The organism is Mesorhizobium album (assembly GCF_033977205.1).
Lineage (GTDB): Bacteria > Pseudomonadota > Alphaproteobacteria > Rhizobiales > Rhizobiaceae > Mesorhizobium > Mesorhizobium album.
Genome location: NZ_JAVIIW010000011.1, coordinates 95,677 through 113,608 on the forward strand (window position 1 = coordinate 95,677; position 17,932 = coordinate 113,608).

General features: G+C 63.6%; 15 protein-coding genes. 6 read left to right on the plus strand and 9 right to left on the minus strand.

All coding sequences use genetic code 11. The annotated features are described in order from the left end of the window. The first annotated feature begins 62 nt into the window (after positions 1–62). Positions 63–1,460, plus strand: a complete 1,398-nt coding sequence (gene lpdA, locus RFN28_RS11875) for a dihydrolipoyl dehydrogenase (protein ID WP_320287529.1) — start codon at positions 63–65, stop codon at positions 1,458–1,460. 196 nt (positions 1,461–1,656) lie between these two features. Here lpdA and RFN28_RS11880 read toward each other — a convergent pair whose 3' ends face one another. Next, complete coding sequence (locus RFN28_RS11880) at positions 1,657–2,778, minus strand: saccharopine dehydrogenase family protein (RefSeq protein WP_320287530.1); 1,122 nt, start codon at positions 2,776–2,778, stop codon at positions 1,657–1,659. Positions 2,779–2,883: 105 nt separating this feature from the next. On the opposite strand from RFN28_RS11880, the gene RFN28_RS11885 reads away from it, so the two are divergent. Then, positions 2,884–3,312, plus strand: coding sequence for an Lrp/AsnC family transcriptional regulator (locus tag RFN28_RS11885; RefSeq protein ID WP_320287531.1), 429 nt, complete (start codon positions 2,884–2,886; stop codon positions 3,310–3,312). 210 nt (positions 3,313–3,522) lie between these two features. Here the strand turns inward: RFN28_RS11885 and RFN28_RS11890 are convergent, their stop codons facing one another. The 5 genes from RFN28_RS11890 to mnmE form a co-directional block, all read right to left on the minus strand. Then, the gene (locus tag RFN28_RS11890; protein ID WP_320287532.1) at positions 3,523–4,416 is read right to left on the minus strand and encodes a ParB/RepB/Spo0J family partition protein; all 894 of its coding nucleotides are present in this window, start codon (positions 4,414–4,416) and stop codon (positions 3,523–3,525) included. 67 nt (positions 4,417–4,483) lie between these two features. Next, positions 4,484–5,281, minus strand: a complete 798-nt coding sequence (locus RFN28_RS11895; RefSeq protein WP_320287533.1) for a ParA family protein — start codon at positions 5,279–5,281, stop codon at positions 4,484–4,486. 17 nt (positions 5,282–5,298) lie between these two features. Continuing rightward, a complete protein-coding gene (gene rsmG / locus RFN28_RS11900) occupies positions 5,299–5,940 on the minus strand; it encodes a 16S rRNA (guanine(527)-N(7))-methyltransferase RsmG (protein ID WP_320287534.1) in 642 nt (213 codons plus the stop codon). Next, entirely contained in the window at positions 5,937–7,811 is a 1,875-nt protein-coding gene (gene mnmG / locus RFN28_RS11905; RefSeq protein WP_320287535.1) for a tRNA uridine-5-carboxymethylaminomethyl(34) synthesis enzyme MnmG, read from the minus strand. The genes rsmG and mnmG overlap by 4 nt, the downstream gene beginning before the upstream one ends. Before the next feature lie 439 nt (positions 7,812–8,250). Then, on the minus strand, positions 8,251–9,564 hold the full coding sequence (mnmE, locus tag RFN28_RS11910; protein ID WP_320287536.1) for a tRNA uridine-5-carboxymethylaminomethyl(34) synthesis GTPase MnmE: 1,314 nt from the start codon (positions 9,562–9,564) through the stop codon (positions 8,251–8,253). Positions 9,565–9,683: 119 nt separating this feature from the next. Between mnmE and RFN28_RS11915 the strand changes: the two genes are divergently transcribed. After that, the gene (locus RFN28_RS11915) at positions 9,684–11,702 is read left to right on the plus strand and encodes a thioredoxin domain-containing protein (RefSeq protein WP_320287594.1); all 2,019 of its coding nucleotides are present in this window, start codon (positions 9,684–9,686) and stop codon (positions 11,700–11,702) included. Positions 11,703–11,899: 197 nt separating this feature from the next. Here the strand turns inward: RFN28_RS11915 and rho are convergent, their stop codons facing one another. From rho to hemE, 3 genes are all read right to left on the minus strand, one after another. Next, positions 11,900–13,165, minus strand: coding sequence for a transcription termination factor Rho (gene rho, locus RFN28_RS11920; RefSeq protein ID WP_320287537.1), 1,266 nt, complete (start codon positions 13,163–13,165; stop codon positions 11,900–11,902). A 180-nt stretch (positions 13,166–13,345) separates the two neighbouring features. Continuing rightward, on the minus strand, positions 13,346–13,882 hold the full coding sequence (gene hemJ, locus RFN28_RS11925; protein WP_320287538.1) for a protoporphyrinogen oxidase HemJ: 537 nt from the start codon (positions 13,880–13,882) through the stop codon (positions 13,346–13,348). Next, on the minus strand, positions 13,879–14,907 hold the full coding sequence (hemE, locus tag RFN28_RS11930; protein ID WP_320287539.1) for a uroporphyrinogen decarboxylase: 1,029 nt from the start codon (positions 14,905–14,907) through the stop codon (positions 13,879–13,881). Before hemE ends, hemJ begins: the two co-directional genes overlap by 4 nt. A gap of 519 nt (positions 14,908–15,426) precedes the next feature. On the opposite strand from hemE, the gene RFN28_RS11935 reads away from it, so the two are divergent. The 3 genes from RFN28_RS11935 (at position 15,427) to RFN28_RS11945 (ending at position 17,920) form a co-directional block, all read left to right on the plus strand. Continuing rightward, positions 15,427–16,248: a pyruvate, water dikinase regulatory protein gene (locus tag RFN28_RS11935; RefSeq protein WP_320287540.1), complete on the plus strand. Its 822-nt coding sequence runs from the start codon at positions 15,427–15,429 to the stop codon at positions 16,246–16,248. A gap of 246 nt (positions 16,249–16,494) precedes the next feature. Then, on the plus strand, positions 16,495–17,094 hold the full coding sequence (locus tag RFN28_RS11940) for a Maf-like protein (protein ID WP_320287541.1): 600 nt from the start codon (positions 16,495–16,497) through the stop codon (positions 17,092–17,094). Continuing rightward, positions 17,087–17,920: a shikimate dehydrogenase gene (locus RFN28_RS11945; protein ID WP_320287542.1), complete on the plus strand. Its 834-nt coding sequence runs from the start codon at positions 17,087–17,089 to the stop codon at positions 17,918–17,920. Before RFN28_RS11940 ends, RFN28_RS11945 begins: the two co-directional genes overlap by 8 nt. Positions 17,921–17,932: the final 12 nt, after the last annotated feature.

Below are 17,932 nucleotides of genomic sequence, written 5' to 3' on the forward strand. Positions count from 1 at the left end.
ACCTTCTCCCACAAGGGGAGAAGGAGAGGCGCCGCGTTCATCTCCGAAAGGATGCAGCTGACATGAAAGAAATCTCCTGCAAGCTGCTCGTCATCGGCGCCGGTCCGGGCGGCTATGTGTGCGCCATCCGCGCCGGCCAACTCGGCGTCGACACGGTGATCGTCGAGTTCGGCAAGCCGGGCGGCACCTGCCTCAATGTCGGCTGTATCCCATCCAAGGCGCTGATCCATGCGGCGGAAGAGTTCGATAAGGTCGCGCATATGGCCGGCGGCAAGAACCCGCTCGGCATCGTGGTCGCCGCGCCGACAATCGATCTGGCGCGAACGATCAGCTGGAAGGACGGTATCGTTAGCCGGCTGAACAGCGGTGTAGCGGGCCTGCTGAAGAAGGCCAGGGTCAAGACAGTGCAGGGCTGGGCGACGTTCCGCGACGGCAAGACCGTCGAGGTCGAGACCGAGACCGGAAGCCAGGTCATCCGCGCCGAGGCGGTGGTGATCGCCACCGGCTCCGTGCCGGTCGAATTGCCGTTCCTGCCCTTCGGCGGCCCGGTAATCTCATCCACCGAGGCGCTGGCGCTGAGCGAGGTGCCAGAAAAGCTCGCCGTCATCGGCGGCGGCTATATCGGGCTCGAGCTTGGCATGGCCTTCGCCAAGATGGGTTCCAGGGTGACCGTGGTCGAAGCCTTGCCGCGTATCCTGACCCAGTATGATGCCGAACTCGCGCGGCCGGTGCTCAAACGTCTTGGTGAGCTCGGCGTCGAGGTGATGACTGGCGCCAAGGCCAAGGGACTGTCGACCAAGGGCGATGCGCTGCTGGTCGAGACGGCGGACGGCAAGAACGCCAAGGTCGCCGCCGACAGGATCCTGGTCACGGTCGGCCGCAGGCCGCTGACCGAGGGCTGGGGGCTGGAGCAGATCGATCTCGATACGGCCGGAAAATTCATCCGCATCGACGACCAGTGCCGAACCTCGATGCGCGGCATCTATGCCATCGGGGACGTTACCGGCGAGCCGATGCTGGCGCATCGCGCCATGGCGCAGGCGGAGATGGTGGCCGAGATCGTCGCCGGCCACAAAAGAAGCTGGGACAAGCGTGCGATCCCGGCGATCTGCTTCACCGATCCGGAACTGGTCACGGCCGGCCTGTCGCCGGAGGAGGCGAAGGCGCTCGCCGGCGAGATCAAGATCGGGCACTTTCCCTTCGCCGCCAACGGCCGCGCCATGACCAAGCAGGGCGAGGATGGCTTCGTCCGCGTCGTTGCCCGTGCCGACAATCACCTGGTGCTGGGCATCCAGGCGGTTGGGCAGGGCGTGTCGGAACTGTCGGCGGCGTTCGGTCTTGCGCTCGAAATGGGCGCGCGGCTGGAGGACATCGCCGGCACCATTCATGCGCATCCGACGCAGGGCGAGGGTTTTCAGGAAGCAGCGCTCAAAGCGCTGGGGCACGCCCTGCATATCTAGTTTCCCCTTCTCCCCCTGTGGGAGAAGGTGTCGCCGAAGGCGACGGATGAGGGGTGTTCCAGCGGAGTGAGACGCTGGCCATTGGCTGCCCGCGTCTTCATCTCCCAAGCCTCGTTCCTTCCAACACCCCTCATCCGGCCGCTTCGCGGCCACCTTCTCCCACAAGGCCCACAAGGGGAGAAGGAGAGGGTGCACCTCAGCTCGCCAGCCGGCTCACCATCTCGTGCTGCGCGTAGGCGCGGCCGAAGCGGTTGGCTAGGAATGCGTCGAGGGCGATGTCTTCCTGCTTGATGAAGCCTTTCGTCGGCAGGGTGCGGTCGGCCAGCATGTCGAGCACGGCGCAGATGCCGGAGGCGGTGGTGATCTGGATGGCGCTGCGCACGACAGAGCCAACGCGGTGCGAATAGATCTTGTTGGCGTAGGTCTCCTGCAGCAGGCGGCCGTTCCTGCGGCCCGAAACGGTGACGAAGACGATGACCACGTCCTGCAGCGTCGCCGGCAGCGCGCTTTCGAAAATGTCCTTCAGCACGTCGCGGCGGTGTCGCAGTCCCAGGTCGTTGAGCAGCGCCTTCATGATCGCGGCGTGGCCGGGGTAGCGGATGGTGCGGTAGTTCAGCGTGCGCACCTTGCCCTTCAGCGTCTCGGCCAGCGTGCCCAGCCCGCCGGAGGTGTTGAAGGCCTCATAGGTGACGCCGTCGAGCGAGAACTCCTCGCGCTCTTCCAGCGGCGGCGCCTCGACCAGCTCGCCCTCGACGATCGCCTCGCAGGGCTCGCAATATTCGTTGATGACGCCGTCGGTGCTCCAGGTGAGGTTGTAGTTCAGCGCGTTGGATGGATATTGCGGCAGCGCGCCGACGCGCATGCGCACGCTTTCCAGCGTGTCGAAACGGCTGGCGAGGTCGTTGGCGACGATCGAGATAAAACCGGGCGCCAGGCCGCATTGCGGAATGAAGGCGCTCTTGGCGTCGCGCGCTAGCTCCTTCACCCGCCGGGTCGAGACGACATCCTCGGTGAGGTCGAGATAATGCACGCCGGTAGCGGCGGCCGCCTCGGCGATGCGGGTGGTGAGGTGGAAGGGCGCTGCGCTCAGCACAGCGAACTTGCCGGCGAGGACCTTCTCCAGCGCGCCGGGCGCTGCGATGTCGAGCTCCTGCGTCGCAACGCCGGCCGGCAATTCGGCCGCGGCAAGCTGGGTCGCCGAACGGTCGACGAGCGTGACGCGATAGTCGCCCGTGGCGCTTAGCATTTCGGCGATGGTCGAGCCGATCTTGCCGGCGCCGACGACAACGATGTTCTTCATGGTCAATTCCCCTGCCAATTTCCGAGTTGACCGGAATCATCGCAGCTTGCCCGTCGAAAGGAAGCGTGGAATCTAGCGAAATGAAGTATAAGTTTAAGCAATCTGCCGAAGGAATTCGTCATAATGCTCACCGATGCCGAACAAGCGCTGCTTTCCCTGCTGCGCGCCAACGCGCGCGCCTCGACCGCTGAGCTGGCGAGAATGCTCGGCGTATCGCGCACCACGGTGCAGAGCCGGATCGAGCGGCTGGAACAGCGCGGCATCATCACCGGCTATGGCGTGCGGCTGTCACCCGACTATGAGCAGGGGCTGGTCAAGGCGCATGTGCTGCTCACCGTCACGCCGAAGCTCGCCGACAAGGTGGTGCGCAGCCTGGAGGCGCTGCCGCCGGTCAGGACGCTGCATTCGGTGAGCGGCAATTTCGACATGATCGTCATCGTCGACGCGCCGTCGATCAGGGATCTCGACGCGCTGCTCGACCAGATCGGGGCGATGGACGGCGTGGAGCGGACGTCGTCGTCGATTATTCTGTCGACAAGGATCGATCGGTGATGTGCGGCTGCTGATCTCCCCCAAAGCGGGCTCACACAAGGGGTGAGATTGGCAATCTTCGCCCATCTCGCGACATCGCCGACGCCGCAAAGAGAAAAGGCCGGCGCAGCGGCCGGCCCTTTGATATATCTTTGGCAAGCGCCCAAGGCGCCAACTTCATCTTCCGCCAAAACTTCATTAGCCGGCTAATTGCTGTGCGGACTCAATCACCTACCGCTCGTCCTTCAAGCGTCGGCAGAGCTCGTCGAGCTGATCCAGCGTGCGATAATCGACCCGCAGCGTGCCGCCTTTGGCCTTGTGCTCGATGGTCACGATCATGCCGGTCGTGTCGGTCATCAGCTTCTCCAGCGCCAGCGTGTCGGGATCCTTGTCCGGCTTGCTCGGCGCGGACTTCACCTTGGTCGGCGTCGGGCCGGCCGGCATCTGCGCCAGCGCCTCGGCCTGCCGCACCGAAAGCCCCTCCTTGACGATGCGCTTGGCGAGCCCGGCCGGGTCTTCCGCGGTGACCAGCGTGCGGGCATGGCCGGCCGACAGATCGCCGTCGACCAGCATGCTTTGGATGACATTGGGCAGCTTGAGCAGCCTGAGCGTGTTGGCGACATGGCTGCGGCTCTTGCCGATCACCTGGCCGAGGTTGGCCTGGGTATAGCCGTGTTCGTCGATGAGCTGCTGGTAGCCTTGCGCCTCCTCGACCGGATTGAGGTCGGCGCGCTGCACGTTCTCGATGATCGCCAGCTCCAGCGCCGTGCGGTCATTGACATCGCGCACGATGAGCGGGATTTCGGTCAAGCCGGCGCGCTGCGCCGCCCGCCAGCGCCGTTCGCCGGCGATGATCTCGTAACGGCCGGGCTGCGACGGCGAGGGTCGCGCCACCACCGGCTGCACCACGCCATGCTCGCGGATCGACTGGGCCAGGTCGATGAGCTCGGCGTCGCCGAAATGCCGGCGCGGATTCTTCGGATTCGGGCTGACGAATTCGATCGGCACCTTGCCGTCGGCCGCGACCGCCGCGCTCGGCTTTTCCGGCGCCGCCGGACGGTCGATCTCGCCGATCAGCGCCGCGAGGCCGCGGCCCAGTCTTTTTCTTGATTGGTCTTCACTCATTATTCTGTCCAGATCGTTTCGGAATCGAATCGGCTATTCGTTAATGGGATGATGGGCCGGCGCAGGCTCAGGCGGCGCGCAGCTTGCGTTCCCGGCGGATAACCTCGGAAGCGAGCTGCAGATACGCCTGGCTGCCGGAACATTTGAGATCGTAAAGGATCGCCGGCTTGCCGTAGGAGGGCGCTTCGGAAACGCGCACATTGCGCGGGATGATGGTCTCGTAGACCTTGTCGCCCATATGAGTGCGAACGTCCTGCACCACCTGATTGGCGAGGTTGTTGCGCCCGTCATACATGGTGAGAACGATACCCTGGATGGTGAGGTCCGGGTTGATCGTGCCGCGCACCTGTTCGACCGTCTCAAGCAATTGGCTGAGACCTTCCAGCGCGAAGAATTCGCATTGCAGCGGCACGAGGACGGAATCGGCCGCAGCCATCGAATTCAAAGTCAAAAGATTGAGCGAGGGCGGGCAGTCGATCAGCACATAGCCGAACGGCGCCGCCCGCTCGGCGGCGGCGCGCAGCGCATTGCGCAGCCTGAGCACACGGTCGGGGGCCGAGGCGATCTCCATCTCGATGCCGAGCAGGTCGAGCGTCGAAGGGACGATGGACAAGCCCGGCACCGCCGTGGGCACCGAGGCAGCTTCGAGATCCAGCTCGCCGGTGAGCACGTCATAGGACGAGACGGTGCGATCCTTGCGGTCGATGCCGAGGCCGGTGCTGGCATTGCCCTGCGGGTCGAGATCGACGATCAGAACGCGCTCGCCGATCGCGGCCAGCGCCGTGGCCAGGTTGATGGCCGTCGTCGTCTTGCCGACGCCGCCCTTCTGGTTGGCAACAGTGATGATACGCGGTCCAGTTTTCATGGGTCGATGCCAGTAATTCATTGCGGGGTCGCCGGGCGCAGATCGGTGATTTCCAGGATGATGCCGTGAGGGTCGGTCATGCTTGGATGTTCTACCAGATCGAAGGCCCAGCGGTGAGTGCTTTCTTCCACTTCGGCGCGGTAATCCCGGCCTTTGTGGAAAAGCGCTCGCGCCCCTTTGGTCAACCACGGCGCAGCTAGATCGAGCAGGTCCGGAAGCGCTGCCAGCGCCCGCGCGGTGACGATTTCCGGCGCGGAAACAAAGGGATAGCTGTCGTCGATGCGCCGCGCCAGGACTCGCGCCGGCAGACCGAACTGGCCGATGACGGACTGCAGGAACGAGGCTTTCTTGCGGTTGCTTTCAACCAGATCGATCGATGCGCCCGGCCGCTCCGAGAGCAGGAAACCGAGCACCAGTCCGGGAAAGCCGCCGCCTGAGCCGAGATCGACCCAGCGCTTGGCAGCCGGGGCGATTCGCGCCAGCTGCGCGCTGTCCAGGATATGGCGATGCCAGACGTCGTCCAGCGTCGACGGCGCCGCCAGGTTGATGCTGCGGTTCCATTTCAAGAAGAGCTGTTCGAAGGCCTGGAGGCGCTCGAATGTTTCACGTGAAACCGGACCCGCTGCCTTCTGCAGCTCATCCCAGGCGTCGACGCTCACGCCACGGACCTGCGCGCAGCGAGCTCCGCATTACGGACATGCGCAACGATGATTGCCAGCGCCGCCGGCGTCATGCCTTCCATGCGCTGCGCGTCGGCGATCGAGCGCGGCCGGCGCGCCTTCATCTTCTGCTTCAGCTCATTGGAGAGGCCCGGCACGTCCGCGAAGTCGACGGTCTCCGGAATGAGCCGTGATTCCTCGTGCCTGATCTGCGCCACGTCAGCCTGCTGGCGCTCCAGATAGACGGAATATTTCGCCTCCGTCTCAAGCCGCTCCCCCGTATTCGGATCGAGTTCGCCAAAGCGCGGCTCGATCCGCGTCAGCCAGGCCATATCGACGCCCGGATACGCAAGCAGCTCATAAGCCGAGCGCCGCACGCCATCTCTGTTGATTTCCAGCCCATGCCGGGCGGCCTCATTCGGCGTGAAGCTGATCGACTTTGCCAGCGTACGGGCATCGTCGAGCTTCTTGCTGATCGCGCCGAAACGCTGCATCCGCGCGGAGGAGGCAATCCCAAGCCGGCCGGCCAGCGGGGTAAGCCGTTCGTCGGCATTGTCGGCGCGCAGCGAAAGCCGGAATTCGGCGCGAGAGGTGAACATGCGGTAGGGCTCGGCGATGCCGCGGCTGGTAAGGTCGTCGATCATCACGCCGATATAGGCCTCGGTGCGGCTGAGCACGACCGGCTCGCTGGCTGACGCCTTGCGCGCGGCGTTGATGCCGGCCAGCAGGCCTTGCGCGCCGGCTTCTTCGTAGCCGGTGGTGCCGTTGATCTGCCCGGCCAGGAACAGGCCGGCCACACGCTTCGTCTCCAGCGTCGTCTTGAGCTCGCGCGGATCGACGTGGTCGTATTCGATGGCGTAACCCGGCTGCAGCATGGTAGCCTTTTCGAGCCCGGGGATCGTCTTTAGGATCTCGAGCTGAACCTCCTCCGGCAGCGACGTCGAGATGCCGTTTGGATAGACGGTGTCGTCGTCGAGCCCTTCCGGCTCGAGGAAGATCTGATGGCCTTCCCGGTCGCCGAATTTGACGATCTTGTCCTCGATCGAGGGGCAATAGCGCGGTCCTATACCTTCGATCGAGCCCGAATACATCGCTGAGCGCTTCAAATTGAGGCGAATCAACTCATGCGTCGCCGTCGTCGTGCGGGTGATTCCGCAATCGATCTGCGGATTCACGATCCGGTCAGTCATCAACGAGAATGGCACCGGAGTCTCGTCTGCCGCCTGGCTTTCCAGCGAGCCCCAGTCGATCGTGCGGCCATCGAGGCGAGGGGGCGTCCCGGTCTTCAGCCGCCCGAGCTTGAAGCCCGCACGAGCCATCGTAGCCGAAAGCCCATGGCTCGCCTGCTCGTTCATGCGGCCAGCGACGATCTTTTTCTCGCCGATATGGATCAGCCCGCGCAGGAAGGTGCCGGTGGTCAGCACCACGGCGCCGCAGGCGAGGCGCCTGTTGTCCGAAACCAGCACGGCAGCAACGCACCCGTTCTCGATCTCGAGATCCAGGACTTCGCCCTCGATCACGTCGAGATTGGTCTGCTCGCTGATCGCGGCCTGCATGGCGAGCCGATAGAGCTTGCGATCGGCCTGGGTGCGCGGCCCGCGCACGGCCGGACCCTTGCGGCGGTTGAGCAGGCGGAACTGGATTCCAGCGGCGTCGGCAATCCGTCCCATCAGCCCGTCCATGGCGTCGATCTCACGCACGAGATGCCCCTTGCCCAGCCCGCCGATGGCCGGGTTGCACGACATGACGCCGATCGTGTCGAAGCGCAGCGTCACCAGCGCGGTCCTGGCCCCCGCGCGCGCAGCAGCACTGGCCGCTTCGCACCCGGCATGGCCGCCGCCCACCACCACCACATCATAGTGATTGGTCATTTCAAGAATCCGGTTTCAGAGATTGTCCGACACATGTCCCCGACGGCTTTCGCTGTCAAGGAGAGGTTGGCGCATTATAAAGGATCACCGTGGTTTCAGCCCACGCCTCCCGAACGTCGGCGCTGCCCCTCACCTGCCTGCCGGCATCCTCTCCCCGTCATGACGGGAGAGGGGCGCTCTCATCGGCGGTTTCGCCAATCTCAAGCGTTGCAAAAATGGTGCCGAGGCTGCGGTCAGCTCTCTTCTCCCCGTTCTACGGGGAGAAAGGTCTTGGCAGGGGATGAGGGGCAGCGCCAGCCTCTGATAGTTTGGCGCCTGATTACGCATGTCAGTATCTTTGCCTTGGAGCCAAGCTCGTTTCACGTGAAACATCCATCCGAAACACCCGTGTTTCACGTGAATCATCGCTTCTCGTCGCCGGCGCGCTGTTTCACGTGAATCACTTGCCGATGCAGAACTGCGAGAAAATGACGTCGAGCATGTCCTCGACATCGACCGCGCCGACGATTCGCCCGAGGCGGTCCGTTGCCAACCGCAACTCCTCTGCCCGCAGTTCCTGGCTCTGCCCCGACAGAGCCGAGGCCAGAAAGTCCTTCGCTTCCGTCAAAAGCTCGACATGACGGAGCCGCGAGGGCAGCACGTCGCCCACGTCTCCGATCGCCAAGGCTGAACGACGGCCGATTTCATCAAGCAGCCCGGAAAGTCCGGTGCCGTCCTTGGACGAAATGATCCAATCATAGGCACCCTCGCGCGCGTCCTTGAGATCGGCCTTCGTCCCGATCCTCAGCAGCGGAACGCTTGCCGGAACCGCGCCGATGGGCTGCGGGTCCACCATGTCCTCCAGCAGCAGGACAAGGTCGGCCCTGCCGGCTTTGGCGCGTGCCCTTTCGATGCCGATCGTCTCCACCTTGCCGGCTCTCTCGCGCAGGCCTGCGGTATCGACAATGCGCACCTTCATCCCGTTGAGATCGAACACCACTTCAAGCAGATCGCGCGTCGTGCCCGGCTCATCGGTGACGATCGCCGCCTCGCGTTTGGCCAGCGCGTTGAACAGGCTGGACTTGCCGGCATTCGGCGCGCCGAGGATGACGACCTCAAAACCGTCGCGGATGATCTCGGCAGCCTTGAACCCTTGGATGTGTTGCTCGATCTCATCGATCATCGCCGCAACGTCCGACCAGACCATCTCCGAGACCGAACCCGGCACATCCTCCTCGTCGGCAAAGTCGATTTCAGCTTCGATCATTGCCCGCGCATGGACCAGCCGACGTCGCCAGCTAGAATAGAGTTCGCTCTGCGCGCCTTCCGCATTGCGCACGGCGAAGCGGCGCTGCGCCTCCGTCTCGGCGTTGACGAGGTCCGCCAGCGCCTCGGTCTCGACCAGGTCGAGCTTGCCGTTCAGAAAGGCGCGCCGGGTGAACTCGCCGGGTTCGGCGTGCCTGACGCCCGCAATGCCGGTGATCGTCTCCAGCAGCTTGGCGGCCACGGCGCTGCTGCCGTGGACGTGGAACTCGGCAACATCCTCGCCGGTAAAGCTGCCAGGCCCAGGGAAGAACAGCACAAGGCCTTGGTCGACAACCGAACCGTCTGGCGCCGTCAGCTTGCGCAACGTGGTGAATCGATCCTTAACGCCGCCACCGGCGATCGTTTCGACCACGAATCGAGTCTTCGGCCCGGAAATGCGGATCACCGCAATGCCTGCCGGCAGGCGGCCGCTCGAGAGCGCGACGATCGAATCCTTCGAAGTTACCATTTGCCGGACCTGCCGAACCGCCCTAGGTATTTTTCTTCCACCAATTCCAGACGGAAACACCGCTGCGGAGCTTTCCCGGAATTGCCTTGCTAATCAACGATCAAGCCGAGCCGTTCATCGTGACCCTGCCCGCGCGAAACCTGCTTGCCGAAGAGGCCAGCCCCTATCTGCAGCAGCACAGCGAAAACCCCGTGCACTGGCGGGCGTGGTCGCCGGCCGCACTCGCCGAAGCGAAGGAGTTCGAACGGCCGATCCTTCTCTCCATCGGCTATGCCGCCTGCCACTGGTGCCATGTCATGGCGCATGAGAGCTTCGAGAACGACGCCGTCGCCGCCGTCATGAACCGGCTCTTCGTCAATATCAAGGTCGATCGCGAGGAGCGCCCCGACATCGACCAGATCTATATGGCGGCGCTGCAGGCGATGGGCGAGCAGGGCGGCTGGCCGCTGACCATGTTCCTGACGCCGGAAGGCAAGCCTTTCTGGGGCGGCACCTATTTCCCGCGTGAGCCGCGCTATGGCCGGCCGGGCTTTATCCAGGTGCTGGAAGCGGTTGACAAGGCGTGGCGGGAGAAGCAGCAAAGCCTCGCCGAAAGCGCCGACGGGCTGACCACCCATGTCGAATCGCAGCTGGCCGGCGCGCAAGGGAGGGCGGTGCTCGACCGCGGCGCGCTTGCCGACCTCGCCGACCGCATCGACAGCACGATCGACCGCGATGCCGGCGGCCTGCGCGGCGCACCGAAATTCCCCAATGCGCCCTTCATGCAGACCTTGTGGCTGTCCTGGCTGCGCGACGGCCACACCGCGCATCGCGATGCCGTGCTGCTCAGCCTCGAAAAAATGCTCGCCGGCGGCATCTACGATCATGTCGGCGGCGGCCTCAGCCGCTACTCGACCGATGCCGAATGGCTGGTGCCGCATTTCGAGAAGATGCTTTATGACAACGCCCAGCTCATCCGCATCTGCAATTGGGCTTATGCGGCGACAGGTAATGATTTGTTCCGGAGGCGAATCGAGGAAACGGTCGCCTGGCTGCTGCGCGAGATGCGGGTCGAAGGCGGCGCCTTTGCCGCCAGCCTCGACGCCGACAGCGAAGGCAAGGAGGGGCTGTTCTACACCTGGAGCAGGGGCGAGGTCGAAGCCGCGCTCGGCAGCGATGCGGCTGCGTTCTTCCAATATTTCGAGCTTGCCGCGCCGCATGGCTGGGAAGGCAAGCCGATCATCCGCCAGAGTGAGGCGCAGCAGCGCCAGGGAATCGCCGATTACGCCCAGCTCACGCCGTTGAAGGCGAAACTGCTGGCCACCAGAGAAGAGCGCATCAGGCCCGGCCGCGACGGCAAGGCTCTCACCGACTGGAACGGGCTGATGATCGCCGCGCTCACGGAAGCCGGCCGCTCCTTCGCGCGGCCCGACTGGGTCGGAGCCGCGGCAAGGGCCTTCGCCCACATCGTCACCGCAGGCGAGGACGGCCGTCTGCCGCATTCCATGCTTGGCGAGAAAAAACTCTTTCCGGCGCTGTCCAGCGACTATGCCGCCATGACCAATGCCGCTATCGCGCTGTTCGAGGCGACCGGCGATTCGGCCTATTCGGACCACGCCCGGCAGTTCATCGGTGAACTCGACCGCTGGCACCAGGACAGCGACAAGACCGGCTATTATCTGACGGCATCCGACGGCGGCGACGTCCCGATCCGCATCCGCGGCGACGTCGACGAGGCGATCCCGTCGGCTACCAGTCAGATCGTCGAGGCGTTGGTGCGGTTCTCTTCACTCACCGGCGTTCCCGATCTATGGGAAAAGGCCTGGACGACAGCCGAGCACGCGATGGGCCGCGCCGCCCGCCAGGCCTATGGTCAGGCCGGCATCGTCAACGCCTGCGCGCTGTCGCTCGAGCCGCTGAAGCTCGTCCTTGTCGACAAGCCGGCATCTTCAAGTCTTGTTCCGGTGGCGAATCGAAATCCCGACCCGCGTCGGGTCGATATTGTCGTGCCGATCGGAACGGAGGCGAATCGACCGCTTTTGCCCGGCGGCGCGCTGCCGCCGACGGACAAGCCGGGCGCCTGGTTCTGCAGCGGGCAGGTGTGCTTGCCGGCGGTTACAGAGCCGGCGGAGTTGGAGAAGCTGTTGCGGCGGCCATAGCGAACTTCGTCATCCTATGGCGGAGCAAGAAGCGAAGCGACGCGGCGCAGACCCTGGGATCCATGCCGTTACATCGAAGCGTCGCCAACGGTGCAGAATTCTGCTCCGCCGCGCCATTCGCGTAGGCCACGGCATGGATCCTCGGGTCAAGCCTGGCTTGACCCGAGGATGACGAAGAGGAGGGCAACCGCCTCCAATCACGTATTCATCGAATCGAAGAAGTCGGCGTTGGTCTTGGTCTGTTTGAGCTTGTCGATAAGGAACTCGATCGCGTCGGTGGTTCCCATCGGCGCGAGAATCCGGCGCAGCACGAAGATCTTCTGCAGATCCGAACGCGGCACCAAAAGGTCTTCCTTGCGGGTACCGGACTTGAGGATGTCGATCGCCGGGTAGATGCGCTTGTCGGCCACCTTGCGGTCGAGCTGGATTTCGCAGTTGCCGGTGCCCTTGAACTCTTCGAAGATCACTTCGTCCATGCGGCTGCCGGTATCGATCAGCGCGGTCGCGATGATGGTGAGCGAGCCGCCTTCCTCGATGTTGCGGGCGGCGCCGAAGAAGCGCTTCGGGCGCTGCAGCGCGTTGGCATCGACACCGCCGGTCAGCACCTTGCCGGATGACGGCACGACGGTGTTGTAGGCGCGGCCGAGACGCGTGATCGAATCGAGCAGGATGACGACGTCGCGACCGTGCTCGACCAGGCGCTTGGCCTTCTCGATCACCATTTCGGCGACTTGCACATGGCGCGCCGCCGGCTCGTCGAAGGTCGACGAAATCACCTCGCCCTTAACCGAGCGCTGCATATCGGTGACTTCTTCCGGACGCTCGTCGATCAGAAGCACGATCAGATAGCATTCTGGATGATTGGCGGTGATGGAGTGCGCGATGTTCTGCAACAGCACCGTCTTGCCGGTGCGCGGCTGCGCGTTGATCAACGCGCGCTGCCCCTTGCCGATCGGCGCGACCAGGTCGATAACGCGCGGCGAGATGTCTTTGCTGGTCGAATTGTCGACCTCCATCTTCAACCGCGAGGTCGGGTAGAGCGGCGTCAGATTGTCGAAGTGGATCTTGTGCCGGATCTTTTCCGGATCGTCGAAATTGATGGTGTTGACCTTGAGCAGCGCGAAATAGCGCTCACCCTCCTTCGGGCTGCGGATCGGCCCTTCGACCGTATCGCCGGTCTTGAGCGAAAAACGCCTGATCTGCGACGGCGAAATATAGATGTCGTCGGGACCCGGCAGGTAATTGGCGTTGGCCGAGCGCAGGAAACCGAAACCGTCCTGCAGCACCTCGACCACGCCTTCGCCGATGATCTCGACGTCCTGGATGGCGAGCTTCTTCAGGATCGCGAACATCAGCTCCTGCTTACGCATGACGCTGGCGTTCTCCACCTCGAGCGATTCGGCGTAAGCGATCAGCTCCGGCGGCTTCTTGTTCTTGAACTCTGCGAGTTTCATTTCTTGCATTAGATGGACTCTGGGTAGGCTTTGGGGAGAAAATATCGGCTGGTATGCGACAAATGCCGAGCGCGGCCGAAGCGAGAAAAGGGCGGCGCGTGACGGGAAGGAAGACCCGTCTTTTATCGTCGGTCGCCTGAAAGAGCAAGCCGCCTTTTGCTGGGCCTTCTGGCTGAATCCGCGGAAGCCTCAGAAGGGCTTCACGACCACCAGGATGACGATGACGACCATCAGCAATGTGGGGATTTCATTGACGATCCGCCAGTGCCTGGCCGGCTTTTGATTGCGGTCTTCGGCAAATTTTCTCACCGCGCCGGCGAGGTAGCCGTGCAGCGCCGAAAGCAAAAGAACCGCCGCGATCTTGGCGTGCAGCCAGCCGCCCTGAAATCCGAAACCCTTCCAGGCGAGCCAGAGCCCGAAAATCCAGGTCACCGTCATCGCCGGATTGATGATTGCGCGCAGCAGCCTGCGCTCCATCACCTTGAAGGTCTCGGACTGCGCGGAACCCTTCTCGGCATCGGCATGATAAACAAAGAGCCGCGGCAGATAGAGCATGCCGGCCATCCATGAGATGACCGCAATCACATGCACGGCTTTTGCCCAAGGGTAAAAACTGTCGGGCGCCACGAAGAAGAGCAGCGCCGTCAGCACGACGAGCACGGCAATGCCGATCGTCATGCGCTTCATCGCCTGGCCGATGCTGTTTTCATTGCTCATGCCGGTCATCGGTGGCTCCTCACCATTTTCACCATGGCCTCGACATGCGCCACTGGCGTTTCCGGCGTGATGCCATGGCCGAGATTGAAAATCAGTGGCCCGTCGCCCAGGGTCCGAAGGATGGCGTCGACGCCGTCGGCCAGCGCCTTGCCGCCGGCAACCAGCCGCAGCGGATCGAGGTTGCCCTGCACTGCGCCTTCGCCTTGCAGTTCCCTCGCCATCGACAGCGGCACCGTCCAGTCGAGGCCAAGGCCGGTGATCCCGGTCTTCTTCCTGTAGTCGCGATAGCGCTCGCCGGCGCCCTTTGGAAAACCGATTACCGGAATATCGGGATGCGCCGCCTTCACCTGCCGGACGATCTCGGCCACCGGCTCGATGCAGAAAGCGTCAAAAGACGCTTCGTCGAGCACGCCCGACCAGGAATCGAAGATCTGCACCGCATCGGCACCGGCTTCGATCTGTCGAATGAGATAGGCGGCCGAACGGTCGGCCAATATCTTCAGAAGCCGCGCGAAGGCCTCCGGCTCGCGATAGGCGAAAAGCCGTGCCGGCCCCTGGTCCGGCGTGCCGTGACCGGCAATCATGTAGGTCGCCACCGTCCAGGGCGCGCCGCAGAAACCGATCAATGTCGTTTCATCCGGCAGCTTCGCGCGCAGCCGGCGGACCGTCTCGTAGACCGGTTCGAGATTCACGTGAAACGTTTCGCCGTTCAGCGCCGGGATCTCGGCAGCCGCAATCGGCTTCAGGATCGGCCCGTGTCCTTCCTCGAAGCGGACTTCGCGTCCCAGCGCATTGGGCACGACAAGAATGTCGGAGAACAGGATGGAAGCATCGAAGCCGAAGCGTTCGATCGGCTGCAGCGTCACTTCGACGGCAAGGTCTGGATCGTAGCAGAGGTCGAGGAAGGATCCGGCCCGCTTCCGGGTCTCGCGATACTCAGGAAGATAACGACCGGCCTGACGCATCATCCAGAGCGGCGGCGGAGAGAGCGCCTTGCCCTTGAGGACGTCCAGCATGATCCGTTTCCCAGGCATTCAGCGCTCGCCCTCTCTCTCTCTCTCTCTCTCTCTCTCTCTCTACAGCGCCGCGCGTCCTAAGACGCGCAAAGGACGCTGTAGCACTTATCATCTGGCGCATGATCCTTTCCGAACCTCCGGCTCGGGGTCATGCGCTGTCTCTTAAACCAAAGATCTATTTTAAAGAGTTTTCTGATTCTAAGAGTCTGTTGGTTGTGGTGGTTGCGACCTGTCCCGCCTGCCGCTCGAAAAGGCCAGTCAGCATATTGTCGCGCAGCCTCTTTCGCAAACTGGAGGGATCTGGGGACGATCCGGATTTCAGCTTTAGAGTCAGCAGTTTGGCTTGCCGGTTCCGGGCTCCGCTCTGTGGATGATATCGGCCAAGAAAAGTTGATCCCCGGTTTTGTCCCCAGCGCCGCGATAAAGCCTACAGCGGGGCGAATTGTGGACAAGGTGCCATCTGATACAGTCGCGCTTTCCGGATCGGCTTTTTCATTCAGCCTTGTCCACATCTGCCCACAGCCTGGAACCGCGCCTGTGAACAAACCCCAAAGCTTCTTCCATCTGCATCTGATTTCCGACGCCACCGGCGAAACGCTGCTGGCGGCCGGTCGCGCGGCGTCCGCCCAATACAAGGATGCGCGCGCCATCGAGCATATCTATCCGCTGATCCGCACGGAAAAGCAGGTGGCCAAGGTGTTCGAGGACATCGAGGAAGAGCCGGGCATCATTCTCTACACCGTGGTCGACCAGAAGCTCGCGCGCAGCATCGACGAGCGCAGCGCCGGGATGGGCCTCCCTTGCGTTTCCGTGCTCGAACCCGTGCTCAGCGTCTTCCAGTCCTATCTCGGCACGCCCGCCGGCCGGCGCGTCGGCGCCCAGCATGTACTCGACGCCGAATATTTCCGCCGCATCGATGCGCTGAACTTCACCATGGAGCATGACGACGGCCAGCTGCCGGCCAACATGGAGGATGCCGATATCGTGCTGATCGGCATCTCGCGCACCTCGAAGACGCCGACCAGCATCTATCTCGCCAACCGTGGCATCAAGACCGCCAACATTCCGATCGTGCTCGGTGTGCCGCTGCCGGAGAGCCTGATCAATGCCAAGACGCCGCTGATCGTCGGACTGGTCGCCACCGCCGAGCGCATCTCGCATGTGCGCCAGAACCGCATCCTCGGCAACACCGGCCCCTATGTGTCGACCGATTATATCGACCGTGCCGCCATCAATGAGGAGCTCGCTTATGCGCGCCAACTCTGCACCAGGCATGGTTGGCCGATGATCGATGTCAGCCGGCGCTCGATCGAGGAAACGGCCGCGGCCATCGTTGCCCTGCGCGGGAAGACGCGCTAGGGCAGGCGATATAAGTGAGCACTCCGTCCAACACCCCTCATCCGACCGAGCTTCGCTCGGCCACCTTCTCCCACAAGGGGAGAAGGAAGAACGTAGCGCCAGCGTCCCGTAGATACCACCAGGTGGCGATTTGCAGCGGCGTTAGCGCAGCACTTTCCTTCTCCCCTTGTGGGAGAAGGTGGCTCGGCGCACAGCGCCGAGACGGATGAGGGGTGCTGGACGGGTCGCAACCGTGGGTGAACCAGCATGGCCGAGAAAATCATCCTCGCTTCGGGCAGCCCGTTCCGCAAGGCAATGCTCGTCAATGCCGGGCTCGACGTCGAGGCAGTGCCGGCGGACGTCGACGAGCGCGCGCTCGAGGCGCCCTTGCAGGACAGCGGCGTGTCTCCCGAGGATGTCGGCTTGATCCTCGCCGAGGCCAAGGCCACCGAAGTCAGCGAGCGCAGGCCGGGCGCGCTGGTGCTCGGCTGTGACCAGACCCTGTCGCTCGGCGATGAGATCTTCCACAAGCCGGCCGATATGGAAGGCGCGCGGAGGCATCTCCTAGCCTTATCGGGTAAGACGCATCAGTTGAACAGCGCCGCCGTGCTCTGCCGCAACGGCGAGGTGCTGTGGCGCCATGTCGGCATCGCCAATCTCACCATGCGCAAGCTCGATCCCGCCTTCATCGGCCGGCACCTGGCGCGGGTCGGCGCCAAGGCCTTGGCAAGCGTCGGCGCCTACCAGATCGAGGGCGAGGGCATTCAGCTCTTCGAGAAGATCGAAGGCGACTATTTCACCATCGTCGGCCTGCCGCTCCTGCCGGTGCTGAAGGAATTGCGTGCATTGGGAGCCATCGATGGCTGAGAAAAAGGCTTTCGTCACCGGCCATCCGATCGCGCATTCGCGCTCGCCGAAGATCCACGGCCACTGGCTGGCGAAATACGGCATCGACGGCAGCTATGAGGCGATCGACGTCGCGCCGGAAAATTTCGCTGCGTTCCTGAAATCGCTTGGCGCCAACGGCTATCGCGGCGGCAATGTCACCATCCCACACAAGGAAGCCGCATTCGCTCTGGTCGAGCGCCGCGACACGGCGGCGGAAGCGATCGGCGCGGTCAACACGCTCTGGTTCGAGGACGGCGTCTTGTGGGGCGGCAATACCGACGGCCTCGGCTTTGCCGGCAATCTCGATGACTACGCGCCGGGCTGGGCGGCGAATGGCCCGGCCGTGGTGCTAGGCGCGGGTGGTGCGTCCCGCGCGGTCATCCACGCGCTGAAGCAGCGCCGCGTGAACGACATCCGCATCGTCAACCGCACGCTGCAAAGAGCGCAGGAACTCGCCGACCGATTCGGCGCCGGAGTTTCCGCGCATGGCGCCGGCGCGGTCGGCGAATTGCTTTCCGATGCCGGACTGCTCATCAACACGACTGCGCTTGGCATGCATGGCGACGAGACCCTTGCTGCCGATCCGGCCGGTCTGCCCGGCCATGCCATCGTCACCGACATCGTCTATGTGCCGCTGGAAACGCCGCTTCTGGCCGCTGCCAGGGCGCGCGGCCTGAAGACGGTCGATGGTCTCGGCATGCTGCTGCACCAGGCGGTTCCGGGCTTCGAGCGCTGGTTCGGCAAGCGGCCTGAGGTCACGCCGGAATTGCGGCGCATGATCGTCGCCGACATCGAAGCGCATTGACGGCGGACAAGG

Bases quoted from the DNA above. Each gene is read 5' to 3' on its own strand.
- lpdA (WP_320287529.1), top strand. From the start codon at position 63: ATGAAAGAAATCTCCTGCAAGCTGCTCGTCATCGGCGCCGGTCCGGGC.
- RFN28_RS11885 (WP_320287531.1), top strand. From the start codon at position 2,884: ATGCTCACCGATGCCGAACAAGCGCTGCTTTCCCTGCTGCGCGCCAAC.
- RFN28_RS11890 (WP_320287532.1), bottom strand. From the start codon at position 4,416: ATGAGTGAAGACCAATCAAGAAAAAGACTGGGCCGCGGCCTCGCGGCG.
- RFN28_RS11895 (WP_320287533.1), bottom strand. From the start codon at position 5,281: ATGAAAACTGGACCGCGTATCATCACTGTTGCCAACCAGAAGGGCGGC.
- mnmG (WP_320287535.1), bottom strand. From the start codon at position 7,811: ATGACCAATCACTATGATGTGGTGGTGGTGGGCGGCGGCCATGCCGGG.
- mnmE (WP_320287536.1), bottom strand. From the start codon at position 9,564: ATGGTAACTTCGAAGGATTCGATCGTCGCGCTCTCGAGCGGCCGCCTG.
- rho (WP_320287537.1), bottom strand. From the start codon at position 13,165: ATGCAAGAAATGAAACTCGCAGAGTTCAAGAACAAGAAGCCGCCGGAG.
- hemJ (WP_320287538.1), bottom strand. From the start codon at position 13,882: ATGACCGGCATGAGCAATGAAAACAGCATCGGCCAGGCGATGAAGCGC.
- hemE (WP_320287539.1), bottom strand. From the start codon at position 14,907: ATGCCTGGGAAACGGATCATGCTGGACGTCCTCAAGGGCAAGGCGCTC.
- RFN28_RS11940 (WP_320287541.1), top strand. From the start codon at position 16,495: ATGGCCGAGAAAATCATCCTCGCTTCGGGCAGCCCGTTCCGCAAGGCA.
- RFN28_RS11945 (WP_320287542.1), top strand. From the start codon at position 17,087: ATGGCTGAGAAAAAGGCTTTCGTCACCGGCCATCCGATCGCGCATTCG.